General features: G+C 61.4%; 22 protein-coding genes. 10 read left to right on the forward strand and 12 right to left on the reverse strand.

Going from position 1 to position 16,807, the window contains the following annotated elements; genetic code table 11:
* Nucleotides 1–72: 72 nt before the first annotated feature.
* The 5 genes from F2P47_RS00920 to F2P47_RS00940 are packed head-to-tail and all read right to left on the reverse strand — an operon-like array spanning nt 73 to nt 3,338.
* On the reverse strand, nt 73–477 hold the full coding sequence (locus tag F2P47_RS00920) for a cytochrome c family protein (RefSeq protein WP_152214280.1): 405 nt from the start codon (nt 475–477) through the stop codon (nt 73–75).
* A 5-nt stretch (nt 478–482) separates the two neighbouring features.
* A complete protein-coding gene (locus F2P47_RS00925; protein ID WP_152214281.1) occupies nt 483–989 on the reverse strand; it encodes a methylamine dehydrogenase light chain in 507 nt (168 codons plus the stop codon).
* Complete coding sequence (gene mauD, locus F2P47_RS00930; RefSeq protein ID WP_246176674.1) at nt 986–1,573, reverse strand: methylamine dehydrogenase accessory protein MauD; 588 nt, start codon at nt 1,571–1,573, stop codon at nt 986–988. Before mauD ends, F2P47_RS00925 begins: the two co-directional genes overlap by 4 nt.
* Nucleotides 1,574–1,585: 12 nt before the next feature.
* Nucleotides 1,586–2,113, reverse strand: a complete 528-nt coding sequence (locus tag F2P47_RS00935) for a MauE/DoxX family redox-associated membrane protein (protein WP_185680879.1) — start codon at nt 2,111–2,113, stop codon at nt 1,586–1,588.
* Nucleotides 2,114–2,123: 10 nt separating this feature from the next.
* On the reverse strand, nt 2,124–3,338 hold the full coding sequence (locus F2P47_RS00940) for an amine dehydrogenase large subunit (protein WP_152214284.1): 1,215 nt from the start codon (nt 3,336–3,338) through the stop codon (nt 2,124–2,126).
* A gap of 138 nt (nt 3,339–3,476) precedes the next feature.
* Here F2P47_RS00940 and F2P47_RS00945 point away from each other — a divergent pair, with 138 nt between their 5' ends.
* The 7 genes from F2P47_RS00945 to nikR all read left to right on the forward strand — a co-directional run bounded on the left by F2P47_RS00945 (nt 3,477) and on the right by nikR (nt 10,315).
* On the forward strand, nt 3,477–4,499 hold the full coding sequence (locus F2P47_RS00945) for an AraC family transcriptional regulator (protein WP_152214285.1): 1,023 nt from the start codon (nt 3,477–3,479) through the stop codon (nt 4,497–4,499).
* Between the two features lie 180 nt (nt 4,500–4,679).
* Complete coding sequence (locus tag F2P47_RS00950) at nt 4,680–5,675, forward strand: ABC transporter substrate-binding protein (protein WP_152214286.1); 996 nt, start codon at nt 4,680–4,682, stop codon at nt 5,673–5,675.
* A gap of 28 nt (nt 5,676–5,703) precedes the next feature.
* Complete coding sequence (locus tag F2P47_RS00955; RefSeq protein ID WP_152214287.1) at nt 5,704–6,666, forward strand: ABC transporter permease; 963 nt, start codon at nt 5,704–5,706, stop codon at nt 6,664–6,666.
* A 10-nt stretch (nt 6,667–6,676) separates the two neighbouring features.
* On the forward strand, nt 6,677–7,588 hold the full coding sequence (locus F2P47_RS00960; protein WP_152214288.1) for an ABC transporter ATP-binding protein: 912 nt from the start codon (nt 6,677–6,679) through the stop codon (nt 7,586–7,588).
* Between the two features lie 4 nt (nt 7,589–7,592).
* Nucleotides 7,593–8,354, forward strand: a complete 762-nt coding sequence (locus tag F2P47_RS00965; RefSeq protein ID WP_152214289.1) for a creatininase family protein — start codon at nt 7,593–7,595, stop codon at nt 8,352–8,354.
* 105 nt (nt 8,355–8,459) lie between these two features.
* Nucleotides 8,460–9,821 carry a type III glutamate--ammonia ligase gene (gene glnT, locus F2P47_RS00970; RefSeq protein WP_152214290.1) on the forward strand — a complete coding sequence of 454 codons (1,362 nt, stop codon included), beginning with the start codon at nt 8,460–8,462 and terminating at the stop codon, nt 9,819–9,821.
* Nucleotides 9,822–9,844: 23 nt separating this feature from the next.
* Nucleotides 9,845–10,315, forward strand: a complete 471-nt coding sequence (gene nikR, locus F2P47_RS00975) for a nickel-responsive transcriptional regulator NikR (RefSeq protein WP_152214291.1) — start codon at nt 9,845–9,847, stop codon at nt 10,313–10,315.
* Nucleotides 10,316–10,318: 3 nt separating this feature from the next.
* Here nikR and F2P47_RS00980 read toward each other — a convergent pair whose 3' ends face one another.
* From F2P47_RS00980 to F2P47_RS00990, 3 genes are all read right to left on the reverse strand, one after another.
* A complete protein-coding gene (locus F2P47_RS00980; RefSeq protein ID WP_152214292.1) occupies nt 10,319–10,975 on the reverse strand; it encodes a 2OG-Fe(II) oxygenase in 657 nt (218 codons plus the stop codon).
* Nucleotides 10,972–11,649 carry a 2OG-Fe(II) oxygenase family protein gene (locus F2P47_RS00985; protein ID WP_152214293.1) on the reverse strand — a complete coding sequence of 226 codons (678 nt, stop codon included), beginning with the start codon at nt 11,647–11,649 and terminating at the stop codon, nt 10,972–10,974. The genes F2P47_RS00980 and F2P47_RS00985 overlap by 4 nt, the downstream gene beginning before the upstream one ends.
* Before the next feature lie 152 nt (nt 11,650–11,801).
* Nucleotides 11,802–11,990: a hypothetical protein gene (locus tag F2P47_RS00990; RefSeq protein ID WP_152214294.1), complete on the reverse strand. Its 189-nt coding sequence runs from the start codon at nt 11,988–11,990 to the stop codon at nt 11,802–11,804.
* 248 nt (nt 11,991–12,238) lie between these two features.
* On the opposite strand from F2P47_RS00990, the gene F2P47_RS17565 reads away from it, so the two are divergent.
* Complete coding sequence (locus F2P47_RS17565; RefSeq protein ID WP_185680880.1) at nt 12,239–12,376, forward strand: hypothetical protein; 138 nt, start codon at nt 12,239–12,241, stop codon at nt 12,374–12,376.
* Between the two features lie 69 nt (nt 12,377–12,445).
* Here the strand turns inward: F2P47_RS17565 and F2P47_RS00995 are convergent, their stop codons facing one another.
* Together F2P47_RS00995 and F2P47_RS01000 are read right to left on the reverse strand one after the other, a co-directional pair.
* The gene (locus F2P47_RS00995) at nt 12,446–13,609 is read right to left on the reverse strand and encodes an acyl-CoA dehydrogenase family protein (RefSeq protein ID WP_152214460.1); all 1,164 of its coding nucleotides are present in this window, start codon (nt 13,607–13,609) and stop codon (nt 12,446–12,448) included.
* A 158-nt stretch (nt 13,610–13,767) separates the two neighbouring features.
* A complete protein-coding gene (locus tag F2P47_RS01000) occupies nt 13,768–14,385 on the reverse strand; it encodes a superoxide dismutase (RefSeq protein ID WP_152214295.1) in 618 nt (205 codons plus the stop codon).
* Nucleotides 14,386–14,702: 317 nt separating this feature from the next.
* Between F2P47_RS01000 and F2P47_RS01005 the strand changes: the two genes are divergently transcribed.
* Nucleotides 14,703–15,152: an Hsp20 family protein gene (locus F2P47_RS01005; protein ID WP_152214296.1), complete on the forward strand. Its 450-nt coding sequence runs from the start codon at nt 14,703–14,705 to the stop codon at nt 15,150–15,152.
* Nucleotides 15,153–15,208: 56 nt separating this feature from the next.
* On the forward strand, nt 15,209–15,508 hold the full coding sequence (locus F2P47_RS01010) for a DUF1150 family protein (RefSeq protein ID WP_152214297.1): 300 nt from the start codon (nt 15,209–15,211) through the stop codon (nt 15,506–15,508).
* 71 nt (nt 15,509–15,579) lie between these two features.
* On the opposite strand, the gene ptsN is transcribed toward F2P47_RS01010, so the two are convergent.
* Nucleotides 15,580–16,044 (reverse strand): PTS IIA-like nitrogen regulatory protein PtsN, encoded by a 465-nt coding sequence (gene ptsN / locus F2P47_RS01015; protein WP_152214298.1) that lies wholly within the window; start codon nt 16,042–16,044, stop codon nt 15,580–15,582.
* Nucleotides 16,045–16,126: 82 nt separating this feature from the next.
* Nucleotides 16,127–16,705 carry a ribosome hibernation-promoting factor, HPF/YfiA family gene (gene hpf / locus F2P47_RS01020; protein WP_152214299.1) on the reverse strand — a complete coding sequence of 193 codons (579 nt, stop codon included), beginning with the start codon at nt 16,703–16,705 and terminating at the stop codon, nt 16,127–16,129.
* Between the last annotated feature and the right edge of the window lie 102 nt (nt 16,706–16,807).

Genomic DNA, 16,807 nt, shown 5'->3' on the forward strand with positions numbered 1-16,807 from the left:
GACGAAATTCCAAGACCGGCATTAAGTCAGCGAAACGGCGCCGAAGGAAGGGTGTGATGAAAACCTGTCCTGCTAGTTTCCTTTCGGCAGGCTTTTGATGAGCCTCGCGCGTTCGGCGGCGACATCGTGCAGGCGGTGAGACCTGAGCGCCGCCACCTCGCCTTCCGTATAGGGCGTGAAGTTGGCGGGCACGTCCACCGCGTCGAAGTTCCGTACGAGCCAGTTGAGAAGATCGGCGACGGCGGCGTTGGACAGGGCGGATTGCCGCGTGCCCGGCACCTGAACGAGGTAGGCGCGGCCGCCTTCTGCCGCGAGGAACTTTGCGACATGGTCCTTGAGCGGTGGCACCTTGCCCGGCGTTTCAGCGCCGTCCGGCAGGTGGCAGCCCATGCAGCGGAGCATGTAGTCGGTATGGGGCGATGCCGCAGCGTGACCGCAGAGGACAAGGGCGAGGAACAGGACGCCAGGGAAACGCAAAGCCGTCAATCTCCCGTGCTCACGCCCATCAGCACCGCCGTCGAGCAGTTATAGACGATGTCGGCGCTGCTTCCCGCGCACCAGTTGATGTCGTTGGCCGAGTCTGTGCGGTAGAGCGGGCGGTCGCCCTCGTCGCGCTGACATGTGCAGCGCCCACATCCGCTGCGTCCGCAGCAGTCATTGTAGGAAATGATGTAGTCCTTGCCGTCGGTCGGGTTGCGGCAGGTGCCGACCCATGTGACGGAGGAGGCGACGGTGCCGGGCGGGCAGGAACTCGTCGTGCCGCCGCAGCAGGTGCAGAGAAAGCCGTCGATGGCGCAGTAGCGCCAATAATCGCAGCGTGTCGGATCGCCTTCCTCGCCAGTGCCCGCATGGGCGCGCGCCACGGGCAGGAGGGGTGCCGCGCCCACGCCGATGATGAAGGCCCCGGCCGTCGCAAGGAAGCTCCGGCGCGAACTCTGCCGCGCAAGCAGCCGCGAGAATGTTTCCATCCATTTATCGATAGCACTCATTTCGCGCTCTCCCGCTTCACGAAGTCCTGAATCGAGGCGACGCCTTCCTGCTCCGCCTCGATCAGGCTTTCGAGATGTTCGCGATTGTTGACGAGCCCATGCGCGCGGAGAACGCCGTCGCTGTCGATCAGCGCTGCATAGGGAAGTTTCGAAACGCCGAAACGGACGCCGAGCTCCGTCGATAGCACGTAGGGCAGATCGGCGAGTCCCTTGCGGGCGATGAAGCTTGTGTGTTCTTCCACCGTGCCGTCGCTTGCCAGCACCAGTGCAAGGTCCTCCTGTTTGACCAGCGTCAGGAGTGTCGGCAGCAGCGAGGCGCAGACGGGGCAGGTCGGCGAGAGGAAGAAGAGAAGCGTGCCGCGCCCGTCCGCTCGCGCGCCGCCGATCGTGACTTCGGGTCCGTTCAGATTGGCAAGGCGGAAGTTCGGCGACGTCTCCCCAACGCGAAGACCCTTGCCGATCATCAGCGCGCCGACCGGCGTGATGCGTTCATGGAGCACACCGACCTGTCGCGCGAGTAGCAGCACGGCGACCGAGAGGCCGATGACCAGGAGCCAGAGGAGAATGTTTGAAATGAGAAGCATCTGTTCCATCGCTCAGGCTTTCAGGTGTTTGGTCGCGGGCATATTCGCGATAAGGGCATTGAGCGCCGCGTAGAGCGCGATGAGGGCGACAGCGCTCAGTCCTGCAATAGCGCCATCCGGCCAGAAGAGCGGCCGTTCAGCGAGCGGAAGTCCAGTCGCGAAGGCGCCGAGCGCAAGCAGAAGATTGCGGAAAACGAGCGCCCAGTGGAGCGTCTGCCGCCCCTCCGGCCCGCCGCAGCCACAATCTATGTCGTTCCGCCCGCGGGCGAGGTTGATGCCCATGGCACCGGCATAGAGCAGAAAGAGCGCAGCGCTCAATAGGCTCGCATGCTCGGAGCGCGCGAGGAGAAACAGCGCCGCCGCGCCTTCGATGAGCGGCAGCGCCCGCGACGTCGGATGGACAAGCCCCTCCGGCAAAAGCGCATAGGCGGCGAGCTGTCCCTCGAAGGTCGCTCGGTCCCTCAGTTTGTGAAAAGCGGCATAGCCGAGAATTGCGGCAAGGCTACCGCGCAGCGCCAGATCGATAACGGGGTCGATCATCGGCATGACCTCAGGGCTGCTTCAGGGAGGTCGCGAAGGAGGCGACGTGATCGACGGTGCGGAGAAGCTTGCCGCTCTTCGCGTCATAAACGTCGAGCGCGGGTTTCACCACATCGAGCTGTTCGAACTTCTGGCCGAGAAGCGTCAGCGCGACCAGCGACCAATAGGGCACGACCGTCTTCATCGACGCGCCATAGACGATGGGATTCGCATCCTGGCTGACTTCGATAGCGAGCGTCGCATTGGCGAGGTCGAATTCCGCCACGCGTTTGTGGGTCGCAATGTCGAAGACCCAGACGGCGTCGCCTGGCTCTTCATAGGTGCTTTCCGGGCCCTTTCGCATCAGCGCATAAAGAAGCCCGTCTTTCTTCTGAACGGCGAGCGGTTGATAGCCGCCGGTGCGCCAGCCATCGGCGCGTTCGCCGTCGGTGAGCAGCGACCATTTCTCGCGCAGCTTCACTTCGTCGCCCGATGCATCGACCTGATAGATGTATCCGGCGAGCGAAACGAAGAGCCAGTCGTCGCCCGCGCGTACCGCATGCACGATGACGGGATCGGCGAAGGGATCGAAGAAGGGCTTGCCGTCCGTCTGCTTCACCACCTTGCCGTTATCGTCCAGCACCATGGATTTGAGGCTCGCATCTCCGCAGAGAAGCAATATGCGGCGCGGCCCAGCGGGATAGATCTGCCCGCAGCCCGGCGTGTCCGTTTCCGCCACGAAGCGGTTCTTCTGAAGATCGACGATGGTCATCGTCTGCCTGGGCGTGAAATTCGTAATGGCGACGAAGCGGTCGTCATCCGTGAGCCCCGCCATGCGCGTCTGGACGAGGGCCGTCATACGACGTGGCGGCACTTCGATTTCATGGAGCGGCAGAAGCGTGCGCGGATCGTAGACCGTCACATAGTCGTGCCGGGGGCCGCGTGTGCCCTTCTCGAAAAAGGTTTCGAGCGCGACCACATTACCGGTCGATTTCGGCAGCAGCACGCCCGCGCTCCAGAAGCCCGTGCTGAGCATGCCGAGCATCTTGCCCTTGTCGGCGTCGAACAGCATTGCCCGCGTATCGACGTTGTGCTGTGCACCGAGGTCGCCGATCCAGATCCAGTGATCGCGGGGACCGTCGGGCACCTTCTCGACATGCAACGTCTCCGGCTGGAGCTCATCTGCCGTGGCAGGCGCCATGACGAGCATCAACGCGGCGATTGCGATCGAACTCCAGACGCGCATTTCCCCTCCCCCAATAGGTCTGCAGAGCCATCGATCATGGCCATGCCATCAGAAGTTATCCCCGGCAGATTGTAGCCTCTTGTCATTTGGTGCCAAAATCGAAATGAAGAGAGTGAAAACCGCAAGCGGAGGCGAGACGTGACTTCCGAGACGCTCATTCGGGCGAGTGTGCTTGGTAATCTGCACAGCCTTTTGGCTAGCTATGGCCTTGCGCCGGAAAAGGTCGCCTTGCTCTCCGGCATGACGCCCGCCGATCCGGGTGACGAGACCGCCCTTATCAGCCAGCGGAGTTATATGGATCTGCTCCATCTATGCGCTCTGGAGACGGGCGATCCGCTCTTCGCATTGAAACTTGGCCTCAGAATGGTAGCCGGTGACCTCGGCGTGCTGGGGCTGCTCGCGGCCAACAAGCCCACCCTGCGAACGGCGATTGAGAGCCTCAACGAGCATTTTCGCAGCTATCAGCAGGGGGCCGATATTGCGGTCGAACCCGTCGGCGACGGTCTGGTACGGCTGACATACCGCGTCGGCGAGCGGCTGACCGGCGGCCTCGAGGCGGACATTGATCTCACCCTCGGTGCCGCGCTTGCCTTCTTTCGCCGCTTTTTTGGAGCCCGCTGGCGCCCGCGTGAGGTGCATGTCGTCTACGGTCCGGTCGCGCACCGAAAATCTCTCGAGCGGGTGTTGGATGCTCCCGTCTGGTTCCTGCAGGACGCAAATGGATTCACCTTCGAGGAGCGGCTTCTCGATGAAAGCCAGCCCGGTGCAGAGCCGCAGCGTGCGACGGCGCTTGAGGCATATCTGCGCCAGATCCATGCGGCGTCGGCCCTCGAAGCCGATTTCGTGAGCAGCCTTCGCATCTTCATCGTCTCGAACCTTGCCATCGCAAATGTTTCCGCCGCGGCCGCTGCCGCCGACTGCGGCATGTCATTGCGCAGCATGCAGCGCCGGCTCGGTTCGCGCAGGCTCACCTATGAGCGCCTCGTCGATGAAACGCGCCGTGATATCGCCGAACGCCTTCTCGCGACCTCGCCGCTCTCCATTGCCGAAATCGCTTATCACTGCGGCTATGGTGATCCGGCGAATTTCCATCGCGCCTTCCTTCGCTGGGCCGGGGAGACACCGGCGGCCTACCGGCGCGCACGATTGGCTACGAATTAGGCGCAACTCCACCGCGTCGCCTGATTTCTGCGCACGGCACCGCGCTTGTCCTGTCCGCGTCTGCGCCAACATCTCCGAAACCGACTGCTTTCCGGCCCTCCCGCGGAGCTGGCATGTGCCTTGCTAATTGGTATTACGATTTCGGCCTTTCGTAATACTGCTCAATCCCGGGAGAATGTGATGAGCCGCAATGCAAGGTTTGGTTGGGTTTTCGGGCTGGTGCTGTCGGTCTTCACGATCACAGGCCATGCAGGTCGCGCCGAAGCGGCGCCGCTCAAGATTGGCTATAGCGACTGGCCGGGCTGGGTTGCCTGGCAGGTGGCGATCGACAAGGGCTGGCTGAAGGAAGCAGGCGTCGACGCCGAATTCCAGTGGTTCGACTATTCCGCATCGATGGATGCCTTCTCCGCCGGCAAGATCGATGCCGATCTGGTGACGAATGGCGACGCCCTCGTGATGGGCGGCGGCGGCACCAAGAGCGTGATGATCATGCTCACCGACTATTCGAACGGCAACGACATGATCGTCGGCAAGCCGGGCATCAAGAGCCTCAAGGATCTGAAGGGCAAGAAGGTCGGCATCGAGATTGGTCTTGTCGAGCACCTCCTGCTTCTCGATGGCCTCAAGAAGGAAGGCATGTCGGAATCCGACGTCACCTTGGTCAACACCACGACCAATTCGACGCCGCAGGTGCTCGCCTCGGGCGACGTCTCGGCGATTGGTGCATGGCAGCCCAATTCCGGCATGGCCATGAAGCTCGTACCGGGCGCGAAGCCGATCTACACCTCGGCGCAGGAGCCGGGCCTCATCTATGACGTTCTGGTCGTCAATCCGACGAGCCTCGCCGCGCATCGCGCCGAGTGGGTGAAGCTCATGAAGGTCTGGAACAAGGTCGTCGCCTATATCAATGATCCGAAGACGCAGCCCGATGCGCTGAAGATCATGTCGGCTCGCGTCGGCCTCACGGCTGCGCAGTACAAGCCGCTCCTCAAGGGCACCAAGCTGCTCAGCCTCGAAGACGGCAAAAAGACCTTTGTGAAAGCTGACGGCTTCAGCTCTCTCTATGGTTCTTCCTACATCGCCGACGACTTCAACGTTAAGAACGCGGTCTACAAGGTGAAGCAGCCAGTGGACAGCTACATCGATCCCTCCCTCACCGACGAAGCGTTGAAGTAAGTAGCCTGTAGCGTAACCCGAGGGTGTCATGACACGGACAAGATGGTTTGCGGTGCATGCCGAGCTTTCGCCCCGCGCGAGATCTCTGCTCGGCTTCTTCTCCTTCGTACTGCCGATCCTTCTCTGGTGCATCGTGAGCTATGTGCCCGCCGTCTGGCACCCTCTGGTTCTTATTACCGATCCGGGCAGCGTGGATTATTTCCAGCCCGACATGCGCGTCGATCGCGCGACATTCGATCAGGAAACCGCCGACGCGACCGCGCAGAATCGCGCTCTGCCGCAAGGCGTTCCTGCCAATCCGATCTATCTTCCTGCGCCCCACGAAGTGCTGAAGGCTTTCTATACGTCCTTCACGATGCCGCCCGAGGCACGCGACAGCCCGTGGCTCCATCAGAGCCTCTGGCATTCGATCCAGGTTATCTTCTGGGGCTTCGTTATCTCGTCGATCTTCGGTGTGCCGCTGGGCATTCTCTGCGGCACCTACTCGCCGATCTCGCGGCTGACGGAGCCTTTCGTCGAGTTCTTCCGCTACCTGCCTGCGCCCGCCTTCGGCGCGCTCGCGGTCGCCATTCTCGGCATCTATGATGGCCCCAAGATCGCCGTCATCGTCATCGGCACCTTTTTCCAGCAGGTGCTCATCATCGCCAATACGACGCGCAAGCTCGATGGTGCGCTCGTCGAAGCGGCTTTGACACTCGGCACGAAGAATCTGCAGCTTCTGTCGCGCGTCGTCATTCCGGGCATCCTGCCGGACCTTTATCGCGACCAGCGCATTCTGCTCGGTTGGGCATGGACCTACCTCATCGTCGCCGAACTCATCGGCACGACCACCGGTATCACCTGGTTCATCACGCAGCAGGCGCGTTATCAGCATTTCGCCAATGTTTATGCGGCGATTTTCATCATCGGCATCATCGGTCTTGGAACGGACATCCTGCTTGGCCTTCTCGGCAAGCGTCTCTTCCCGTGGGACCGCACGGTCAAGGCGTGAGGGAGCGAACATGAACGCGCAAAAGACGCTTCCCTCCTATCTCGAACAGTCGCAGCAGGTTCGCGAGCGCTTCGACCGGATGAAGTCGCGTGAGGTCATCCTCAAGGTGAAGTCGCTCGGCAAGACCTTCGAAACGCAGAAGCGGGAGACCGTGGCGCTGAAGGACATCAACTTCGAGACGTATCGCCGTGAATTCCTCTGCATCGTCGGCCCTTCAGGCTGCGGCAAGTCGACCCTGATCCGAATTCTTGCCGGTCTCGAAACACAGACATCGGGCGAGGTGCTTCTGCAGGGCAAGCCCGTGCGCGGGCCGGGCCGCGACAGGGGTATGGTGTTTCAGGGCTATACGCTCTTTCCCTGGCTCACCGTGAAGCGCAACGTCATGTTCGGCCTTGAGGTCAACAATGCAGGCCGCCTCGAAGCGGAGACGCAGGCGTTGCAGTGGCTGCAACTGATCGGCCTGGAGAAATTCGCCGACGCCTATCCGCATCAGCTTTCGGGCGGCATGAAGCAGCGCGTCGCCATCGCCCGCGCGCTGGCAAACCAGCCGCGCATCCTGCTGATGGACGAGCCCTTCGGCGCGCTCGACGCGCAGACGCGCACACGCATGCAGGCGCATCTCCTCGAGATCTGGCGCAAGATCGACATCACCATCGTCTTCATCACGCACGACCTTGACGAGGCGATCTATCTTGCCGACCGCATTCTGGTGCTCAAGCCTCATCCCGGTGAAGTGCAGGAATTGATTGAGGTGCCGGTGCCGCGCCCGCGCCAGATGGATCAGTTCATCTCGGAAGAATTCCTCACCACCAAGGCGCGGCTCGAAGAGCTGATCTATTCGAGCGAGGCACATGGGGAAGAGGGCGAAGAGCCCTATCCGATGATGATGCGGCTCGCCGAAGTCGGCGACAATGTGGAGTAAGCCCATGCTCTGGTCGGAACGTACATGGGCTGAAATCCCCGCCGATCTCGACGCGGCGGGCCATGCCGCGATCCTGCCCGTCGGCGCGACGGAGCAGCACGGGCCGCATATGGGCACCGGCATGGATGCTGTGCTCGCGGATCTTCTCTGCAAGGCGGTTTCCGAGCGCACGAAGGTGCCGATGCTGCCGACCATGTTCTATGGTTGCTCTATCGGCCATAGCCGCCGCTGGCCGGGCACCATCGCGCTGCAACCCATCACGCTCATCAATCTCGTCAAGGATATTGGCGACTGGGCCTATCACTCCGGCGTGCGCCGGCTCTTCATGGTCAACACCCATGTGACCAATGCCGCGCCATTGCGCTGCGCGCTCGAAATGCTCCGGGCCGAGCATGACGACATGATGGTGGCGCTCGTCAATTCGGCGACAGTCAGCAAGCGCGTCCGCGAGTTCCATTTCGCCGATGGAGACGACTGGCATGCGAATGATGCCGAGACGGCGCTGATGCTTGCCCGCGCACCGGAGATGGTGCGCCCCGATGTGCAGAAGGAAGCCGACGATCCCGACCGCACCGATGGTCTCGTTTTCGCCCATCCCGTCAATCGCACCAGCCTCAATGGCGTGACAGGTACGCCGAGCCACGGAACGGCGGAGAACGGCAATATCTGGTTCGACTGGATGGTCGAGGATCTGAGCGAGTTGATCCTGAAAGGGCTCAAGGAAAATCCCCCGCTCGAGCACTCCTATTTCGAAAGCAGCGGCTGAGGCTCGGCCCACCCCGAAAGAGCCTTCGACACCTTGAACTTATGCCATGCGGAAGAAGCGCGTTTCCGCAAGCGGCGGAGCTTTAACTGCGAGACGGAGAGAAAAATGACCGCGACCCCCGACATCAAGAAGCTGATGCAGGAGCTGAAGCAGAAGGGCGTGAAGTATTGTATCGGCGCCTATGTGGACATCCACGGCGTGCCCAAGGGAAAGGTCGTGCCGATCGATCATCTGGAACACATGGCCCACGGTTCCGAGCGCTACACCGGCTATGCGCTGGATGGCCTCGGGCAGGCGCCGAATGATGACGAGATCACATCCATCCCCGATCTCAACCACATCATCCAGCTTCCCTGGGAACCCAAGGTTGCCTGGATGCCCGCCGACAATGGCTTTCAGGGTAAGCCTTATCCGCTCAACACACGCGTTGCGCTGAAGAACGCCCTTGCCGATGCGGCGAGCATGGGCTTCGGCTTCAATCTCGGTATCGAATGCGAGATTTACGTTCTGAAGCAGAATGAGGACGGCACACTTTCCGTGCCCAATCCCGACGACAAGCTGGTGAAGCCCTGCTACGACGTGCGCGGCTTCATGGACCAGTTCACCTGGCTCGACAAGGTTGCGACCTGCATCAACGATCTCGGCTGGGATCTCTATTCCTTCGACCATGAAGACGCGAACGGCCAGTACGAGTTCGACTTCCAGTATGCCGATGCGCTCACCATGTGCGACCGGCTGATCTTTTTTCGCGACATGGCCAAGCACTATGCGAAGGAAGAAGGTCTCCTCGCGACCATGATGCCGAAGCCCTTCGCCAACAAGACGGGCAATGGGGCTCACTTCAACATGTCGCTGTCGGATCTCGCGACTGGCAAGAACGCTTTTGCCTGCGATCCGAAGGACGACCCGCGTGGGCTCGGCCTCACGAAGATCGGCTATCAATTCATCGGTGGCATCCTGAAGCACGGCCCTGCGCTTTGCGCCGCTTTCGCACCGACGGTGAACAGCTACAAGCGGCTCGTGCGTCAGGGTGCGATGAGCTACTTCACCTGGGCGCCGGTGTTCAACTCCTACGGCTCGAACAACCGCACCAATTCTGTCCGTGTGCCTGCGGGCGGCGGACGCTGCGAATCGCGCAATGCCGACGGCGCGGTGAACCCCTATCTGGCGGCAACACTCGCTCTCGCCGCCGGTCTCGAGGGCATTCGCGAAGGGATCGACCCGGGCGAGCCGAATGAGGATAATCTCTATACGATTTCGGAGGAGGCGCGGCAGGCTCGCGGCATCCATTTCCTGCCGCAGACGCTGCAGGAAGCGGTCGCCGCTTTTGCCGCCGATCCACTAGCGGAGCGTGCGCTCGGCAAGGAACTGCGCGATGAATTCGTCAAGTACAAGACCGAAGAGTGGAACGCCTATCACCTCTCGGTCAGCCAGTGGGAAATCGAGCGCTATAGCCACATGTTCTGAGTTGTGATTATTGGGGATTGACGATGGCCGAGATCGAAAATGGCCGCTCCGAGAACCGTCCCGTCAGCCGGATCAGCATCTCGCTCCCCGAGGAGCTGCTGACCGAGCTTGACGAGATGGTGGAGGCGCGCGGCTTCGCCAGCCGCTCGCAGGCGATCAACGACATGCTCCACCAGTTTCTGGTGGAGCATAAGCGCGAGCGCGGCGACGACGTCATGGCGGGCACGATCACGCTTTTCTACGACAATTCGGTGAGCGGCTTGCAGAAGCATCTCGCCGATCTTCAATATCGCCATGTCGCGGAAGTGATTTCCTCGCTGCACGTCCATCTCGTCCATAACCAGACGATGGAGGTGATCCTCGTGCAGGGGCCGGCAAGAACGCTTCAGGCGATTGCCGACGAGATGATAACCACGCGCGGTGTCATTTCCGGGAAGATGCAACTCGTCACGGCGGTGATCCCGCCGCTTCACCCCTCCACGCCGGGTGAGTGACGGTCAGGCAATGGGTTCGTCGGGAAAGGCGAGCTCATGCCGCGCCCGCCATTCGGGTACGACATAGTTGATGATGATCGATTTGCGGATGCCTGCATATTCGCGCTTGGCGACGCCGTGCCATGTGTCCTCGCCGGGAATGAAGATCAGACCCTTGTTGAAGCCGCCCGGTGCGGAGCCCAGATGCCGCTTGCTGGCATCGTAAATATCGGTGCCCCAGCCTTCAGCATCCGGCCTGTCGGACAGGTAGATCAGCATGGTGAAGAGCTTTGCGCCGATATCGGTGTGCGGCTCCAGCCAGAATCCGTCGCGGTCCTGGCAATATTCGATGCGGAGCGAGGTTCCCTTGAGCGATATGCCGGTCACTTTTTCGAGGTGGCGCACGGTTTCGGGCGACTGGAAGGCGCTCGCCACGGCCTCGCAGACGGGGAAGCGTTTGCGGTTCTCGACCGAGAAGAAATTGCGCGTCGAGTTATGTGTCTCGCGCTTGCCGAGCGTGTCGCCGATTTCCGGCGCCTCGACCGGGAGCGCCGGGATCGCATGGGCAACGTCGTCCGGCAGCGCCTGTGCCAAAAGCCAGTGACGATAGGGATGCGTGTCGAGCTTTGCGCGATCGAGGCAATCGGAAAACGCGCGGGCGACGGTTACGCTGTCACTCATCTCAGTCCCGTTCTCTCTTGCGGCATCGGTACAAGCGCCGCCGGTACCTTGCCTACGCCGAAGAGACGCTTGAACTTTTTCACACGGCCCGAGAGGCGGTGCCGCGCCGCTTCGCGCATCATCACGTCTTCGTCGCGGCAGTAATTGAGCATCACGTAACGCCGGGGGCCGACAAAGGGCTCATGCCCGTGCCACGAATTGGGCTGCACCTTGAAGGCGAAGAGCGTGCCGCCCTCGGGCGGAACCTCGGCGGCGTAATCATCCATGTCCGTCGGCGAGCGCAGCACGCGCAAGCGTCCGCCCTTCGGCGCCCAAGGCTCGTTGAGATAGAGGAGAAGCGTCGCGAGCTTGAATTTTGAATCCGCGTGGATCTGTCCATCGCCCGCCTGACAGCAGCTTCTCAGCGTGATGAGCGCGGGCCGCCCTGCCAGATCGACATCGAGCTTTTCGGAAACCATGGCGCGGAGCTTTGGTCCGGCCAGTTCCGCAAGAAGCTTCTCGAAGACGGGGCCGGAATGCGTCGCTTCCGGCAGAAAGAGGCCCGCCATGTCGAGATCGGGAAAATCGCGAATGACTTTTTTCAGATTGTCGGGCCCGAGAAAATTCGGCACGACGAAATGCGGATAGGGTTCTCGTTCGACTTTTGCCGTTTCGACGGCCGCGTACTGGATCATGGCTCGCATCCTCTCCCGACTCGCGCGTCGGGTTTCTCCCCCATTTGAGGCGGATGCTAAGTCTCGGATTTGCCACGGGCTATGTGTCACATTGTCAGTGAACGGTGCCAATCCGTCGCAGGCTTCGCGGTGTCTGAGACAAACCGCCGCGCTTACTCGATCTGGCCTTCGCGCACGATGCGCTCATGCCCGTCGGCAACATTCTTCACGCGGTACTGGAAGCCATTGCCCTCCGAGGGCAGGAGACGCATGACGACATAATGGCCGCGCGTCTTGGCCAGATAGGACGCGCCGGGATGGAATTCGACCGTCTCGCCGACCTTGAACTTGTGGTTCTGCATGGGCTCTCACCGAGGCTTTTCGCTCCGATGGGCATCATCTGGGGGCGATCATGGAAATGGCGCGGGCGGCGTTCGCGAGCCCGCTTTGCGGCTATGAATGGGCCTCAGGGGGCAAAAGCGCAAGATTTATCTTTCCGCGCAGGGCCCGGCGGCGGCAGGCCGCTGATTATCGGAGCTTCGCGTCGTGAACCGCGATAAGGTTAAATCTTAGAGGCTGGTGCTTCCGCGCCGCCCGACAGGAGATCAAATTGGCCAAAGGTCAGAAGAAGAGCAGCAGAGAAGCGAAGAAGCCGAAGCAGGACAAGAAGAAGGTCGAAGTGACCGTTTCCCCCTTCGCGAACGCGGCCGGCAGCAAGACGGCCGGCGCGCCGAAGGGCCGCAAGTAATTTCCGCAAATTATGAAAAGAGGGCCGGTCGCGGTGAGCACCGGCCCTTTTGCTTTCCGCCGCTCCGCTTCAGGCAGAGCGCAGGTCGATGAGCGAACGCGCGATGATGTTCCGGTGCGTTTCGTTGGTGCCGGAATAGATGCTTGCCGCGCGGGTGCTGAAATACTTGCAGCTCGCATGGGCCGCTTCCTCGGCAAGCGGCGACGCATTTCCATTGAGATGTTCGGCCACTGCGCCGTAGGGGCCAGCGGCTTCGACCCCGAGTTCGGTGATGCGCTGGTGAAGTTCGCTCGCCATGGATTTCATCAGCGACGACGCGATCTCATCGTCGCCGGACAACCGCCCCCCGGTCAGCAGCCGCAATTCGAAGCTCTCGAAACTGCGTATGTCGATTTCGACTGCGGCGCGGCGGAGGCGTATTTCGTCAGTTGCACCGCCACCGAGCGCAAGCAGGCGTTCCACGCCACGATACGCGCGGCGCAGCAAGCCGCTCGTCGTGTTGTTCGAGCGCGCGAAACGCATGAGCTGCTTGGCGACGGACCAGCCATCGCCTTCCGCTCCGACGCGGTTCGCCATGGGTACACGAACGTCGTCGAAAAAGACCTGGTTGAATTCATGTTCGCCGTCAAAGCTGATGATCGGTTCGACCTTTATTTCTGGCATGTCCATGTCGATGAGAAGAAAGGTGATGCCTTCCTGCGGCCGTGTACCCTGCGACGTGCGCATCAGCGCGAACATGCGGTTCGAGTGATGCGCGCCTGTCGTCCAGATCTTCGAGCCGTTGAGGACATAGTGATCGCCGTCAGCGATGGCGCGAGACTTGACCGCGGCGAGATCGGAGCCGGCGCCCGGTTCCGAGAATCCCTGACACCAGAGATCGTCGCCGGTGAGGATGGGCTTGAGATAGCGTTCGCGTTGCTCCGGCGTTCCCTCCGCGATCAGCAGCGGCCCCAGACTGCGCAATCCCCCGGCAAAAAGGAGGGGCGCATCGTTGGCGGCGCATTCCTGCTCGAAGAGGAAACGATGCCGCGCCGTCCAACCCGTGCCGCCATGGGCGCGCGGCCAAGCAGGCGCGATCCAGCCGCGTTCATACAGACGACGGTGCCAGACGCGGCAGGCCTCGATCTGCGAATGTGTGCCGACCGTCCGGCGCCCTGCGGTACGGAGTTCCGGTGTCAGCTTTTCATCGAGGAAAGCGCGGACCTCTCCGAGAAACCTCTCGTCCTCCTCCATTGCGGCCACTTTCTTGAATTTCTTGTTGCCGCAAGGCTGCGCCCGGTTCGTCCTCGCCGGAACGCGACAAGTGGTCGCCGGTGTTCGTCCTGGCTGAGGCATGATGACGCAAAAAGGCCGGCTCGCTGAGCCGGCCTTGTTCATTTCAGCGGCAGAAATCAGGCGGCTTTGGTCGCCTCGCTTGCGTGGGCGAAATTCTGCTCGGCAAATTTCCAGTTCGCGAGCTTTCCGAGGAAAGTCACGAGGTAATCCGCGCGGCGGTTCTGGTAGTCGAGATAATAGGCGTGTTCCCAGACGTCGGAGACGAGCAGCGCCACTTCGCCATGCGTCAGCGGATTGTCGGCATTCGCCGTCGCAAGAATCTTGAGCTCGCCTTCCGCGAGCGTGAGCCAGACCCAGCCGGAACCGAACTGGCCGGTGCCCGCCGCGTTGAAGGCCTCGCTGAATTTTTCGAAGCTGCCAAAATCCTGCTCGATCTTGTCTGCGAGCTTGCCGGTCGGCTTTCCCCCGCCCTGTGGCGCCATGGAGTGCCAGTAGAAGGTGTGGTTCCAGATCTGGGCGGCGTTGTTGAATATCTTCTTGTCGTCGGGCTTTCCGGCCGACTTCCTGATGATCTCTTCGAGCGGGAGCTTTTCGTATGCGGTGCCCTGGATCAGCCGGTTCGCCGTGTCGACATAGGTCTTGTGATGCTTGCCGTGATGGAAGCCAAGCGTCTCGGCGGAGATATACGGCGCAAGCGCGTCCTGGGCATAGGGAAGGGGAGGCAGTTCGATCATTGCGTGACCTCTTTGGTTAGAGGGCAGTCCGTCTTTTGAAACGGATGCCGGATGATTGGGTTCCTCCCTCCTCTTCTTAATCGGTATTGCAGTCTCGAATTCAACCCCGGGGGCAAAATTTCCCAGCGGATACAGGCATTTAATTTCGCCTCGGCCGTTCGGGCAGAGGCTCCGCGTGCGCCGCTTGCAAGAGCGCATGCTAATCCCCACATTGAGCACAAGCGGTGCCGTAAAGGGCCGCACGGCTTGGCGGCGAGGCTGCCGGGCCGGATGTAACCGGGTCGCTTTTGAAAGGGCTTTGGCGAAGGGGTTTGGTAATGACGCGCATGGTGCAGTTCAACAGCCCGTTCCTGCTCGGCTTCGACGAGATGGAACGACTGCTCGAACAGGTCGCCAAGGGGTCCGACGGCTATCCTCCCTACAATGTGGAGGAGGTGACGCGGCTCGAAGGCGAGACGCCGAAACGGGTGCTGCGCATCACGCTGGCCGTCGCCGGCTTTGCCCGCGACGAGCTTTCAGTCACCGTCGAGGACAATCAGCTCGTCATTCGCGGACGCAAACGCGAGGAAGAAGGCCGCGTCTATCTCTATCGCGGCATTGCCGCACGGCAGTTCCAGCGTGCTTTCGTTCTGGCTGAGGGAATCGATGTCGGAGCAGCGAGGCTCGACAATGGCCTCCTCGCGATCGACCTCATCAGGCCGGAACCGTCGAAGCTGGTGCGCCAGATTGAAATTGGAGGGGGCGTATCGTCCGCCCCGGCTACGTAAAGACGACCAGTGACGTCCGTTGCCTCAGAAGAGGGACGGCGCGAAAGGAGCGTAAAATGCGTAACGACAAGGAAGAATTCGAACTGGAAGGCCAGAGCGGATGGGGTACGCAGGATCTGCGCCATCTGACGCCGGAGCTCTTCGCCAATGTCGGCATGCCGAACATCGTCTATGTGCGTGAAGTGCTCGCGGGTGAGCTTGCAAGCGATCTCGGCTCGGAGATTGACGTTCCCGCCGATACGAAGCTCTACGCCGTTCATGCCGCGAATGGCGATCGCATGGCAGTCCTTGATAACCGCGATGCCGCTTTTGCAGGCGCGCGTCAGTACGATCTGGAACCGCTCAGCGTCCATTAATGGCGCCGACCGTCAGGTCAAAGCAAAAGCCCCGGTGGTTCCACCGGGGCTTTTTGTTTGGTGCCGACGCCTCAGGCCGCGTGGGTCGCCACGGGTTCCGTGAGGATCGCGAACAGGGCCGCCGGATCGTCGCTTGCGCGAAGTTTTTCGACGACTGCCGGATTGCGCAGCAGACGCGAGATGCGCGCCAGCGCTTTCAGGTGGTCGGCGCCCGCGGTTTCCGGCGCGAGCAGCAGGAAGACGAGATCGACGGGTTGATCATCAACCGATTCGAAGCCGATCGGCGTCTCCAGTCGCGCGAAAAGCCCGTAAAGCCGTGTCAGCTCCGTGAGTTTGCCATGCGGAATGGCGATGCCCTGGCCAACGCCAGTCGAACCGAGGCGCTCGCGCTCGAGCAGCGTCTCGAATACCGTGCGCTCCGACAGGCCTGTCAGCGCAGCGGCGCGCGCGGATAGTTCCTGCAAGGCTTGCTTTTTGCTGGTGACCTTGAGGTGGGCGATCACCCCCTCGGGCGACACCAGATCTTCAAGCTCCATGGTCCGGTCCTGTCTTGCGGTTTTACTCAACCCCGGTGCGCCGCGAAGGCGGCGTCCGGGTCGGGCTTTGCCGATGTGTAGATCAAGGCTTTGCAGAATCGATGCCAGCGTCGATCCAACCGATATTTCCGTCCTCACGGCGATAGACGACGTTCAGTCCGCCCGTCGCTCCATTGCGGAAGACGACGAACTTCGCATCGATGAGATCCATCTGCATCACGGCGTCGCCCACGCTCAGGCGCGGGATCGAGGTGGTGCCTTCGGCGATGATCACGGGCGGGGCGTCGACCGACACTTCTTCGTGCTCGTCGCTCGCCTCGATGATGAAGGAGCGGGCGGATTCGACCGGCAACGCCTGCTTGTCCTTGGCATGGCTCTTGAGCCTGCTCTTGTAGCGGCGCAGGCGCTTGTCGAGCTTGTCGACCGCGCCGTCGAAAGACGCATAGGGGTCGTGCGACCGGCCCTGCGTGTTGATGTGCATGCCCGAGTTCAGATGTACCGAGCAATCGGCCCGATACTCGGAGCCTTCCTTGGTGAAGATCACATGCCCGTTTATGGGTTTGTCGAAATATTTCCCGACGCTCTGCTCGAGACGTTCCGTGACATGGGTGCGGAGCGCATCTCCGACGTCGAGATGATGACCGCTGACCTGAACTTGCATAGGAGACCTTTCCGGGTCACGTCGCGCTGACTATGGACGGCTCTTATTGAGTTGAGCCTTGGCGTACCAACCTCTGTACCTCGGTCCGGCTGCCGCGTCATC

This window comes from Parvibaculum sedimenti, from assembly GCF_009184905.1.
Lineage (GTDB): Bacteria > Pseudomonadota > Alphaproteobacteria > Parvibaculales > Parvibaculaceae > Parvibaculum > Parvibaculum sedimenti.

Bases quoted from the DNA above. Each gene is read 5' to 3' on its own strand.
- F2P47_RS00990 (WP_152214294.1), bottom strand. From the start codon at position 11,990: ATGCAGAACCACAAGTTCAAGGTCGGCGAGACGGTCGAATTCCATCCC.
- F2P47_RS00980 (WP_152214292.1), bottom strand. From the start codon at position 10,975: ATGAGTGACAGCGTAACCGTCGCCCGCGCGTTTTCCGATTGCCTCGAT.
- F2P47_RS00925 (WP_152214281.1), bottom strand. From the start codon at position 989: ATGAGTGCTATCGATAAATGGATGGAAACATTCTCGCGGCTGCTTGCG.
- F2P47_RS00960 (WP_152214288.1), top strand. From the start codon at position 6,677: ATGAACGCGCAAAAGACGCTTCCCTCCTATCTCGAACAGTCGCAGCAG.
- F2P47_RS00995 (WP_152214460.1), bottom strand. From the start codon at position 13,609: ATGGAGGAGGACGAGAGGTTTCTCGGAGAGGTCCGCGCTTTCCTCGAT.
- mauD (WP_246176674.1), bottom strand. From the start codon at position 1,573: ATGCTTCTCATTTCAAACATTCTCCTCTGGCTCCTGGTCATCGGCCTC.
- F2P47_RS00935 (WP_185680879.1), bottom strand. From the start codon at position 2,113: ATGATCGACCCCGTTATCGATCTGGCGCTGCGCGGTAGCCTTGCCGCA.
- hpf (WP_152214299.1), bottom strand. From the start codon at position 16,705: ATGCAAGTTCAGGTCAGCGGTCATCATCTCGACGTCGGAGATGCGCTC.
- nikR (WP_152214291.1), top strand. From the start codon at position 9,845: ATGGCCGAGATCGAAAATGGCCGCTCCGAGAACCGTCCCGTCAGCCGG.
- F2P47_RS01010 (WP_152214297.1), top strand. From the start codon at position 15,209: ATGCGTAACGACAAGGAAGAATTCGAACTGGAAGGCCAGAGCGGATGG.
- glnT (WP_152214290.1), top strand. From the start codon at position 8,460: ATGACCGCGACCCCCGACATCAAGAAGCTGATGCAGGAGCTGAAGCAG.
- F2P47_RS01005 (WP_152214296.1), top strand. From the start codon at position 14,703: ATGACGCGCATGGTGCAGTTCAACAGCCCGTTCCTGCTCGGCTTCGAC.
- F2P47_RS00955 (WP_152214287.1), top strand. From the start codon at position 5,704: ATGACACGGACAAGATGGTTTGCGGTGCATGCCGAGCTTTCGCCCCGC.
- F2P47_RS00965 (WP_152214289.1), top strand. From the start codon at position 7,593: ATGCTCTGGTCGGAACGTACATGGGCTGAAATCCCCGCCGATCTCGAC.
- F2P47_RS01000 (WP_152214295.1), bottom strand. From the start codon at position 14,385: ATGATCGAACTGCCTCCCCTTCCCTATGCCCAGGACGCGCTTGCGCCG.
- ptsN (WP_152214298.1), bottom strand. From the start codon at position 16,044: ATGGAGCTTGAAGATCTGGTGTCGCCCGAGGGGGTGATCGCCCACCTC.
- F2P47_RS00985 (WP_152214293.1), bottom strand. From the start codon at position 11,649: ATGATCCAGTACGCGGCCGTCGAAACGGCAAAAGTCGAACGAGAACCC.
- F2P47_RS00940 (WP_152214284.1), bottom strand. From the start codon at position 3,338: ATGCGCGTCTGGAGTTCGATCGCAATCGCCGCGTTGATGCTCGTCATG.
- F2P47_RS00950 (WP_152214286.1), top strand. From the start codon at position 4,680: ATGAGCCGCAATGCAAGGTTTGGTTGGGTTTTCGGGCTGGTGCTGTCG.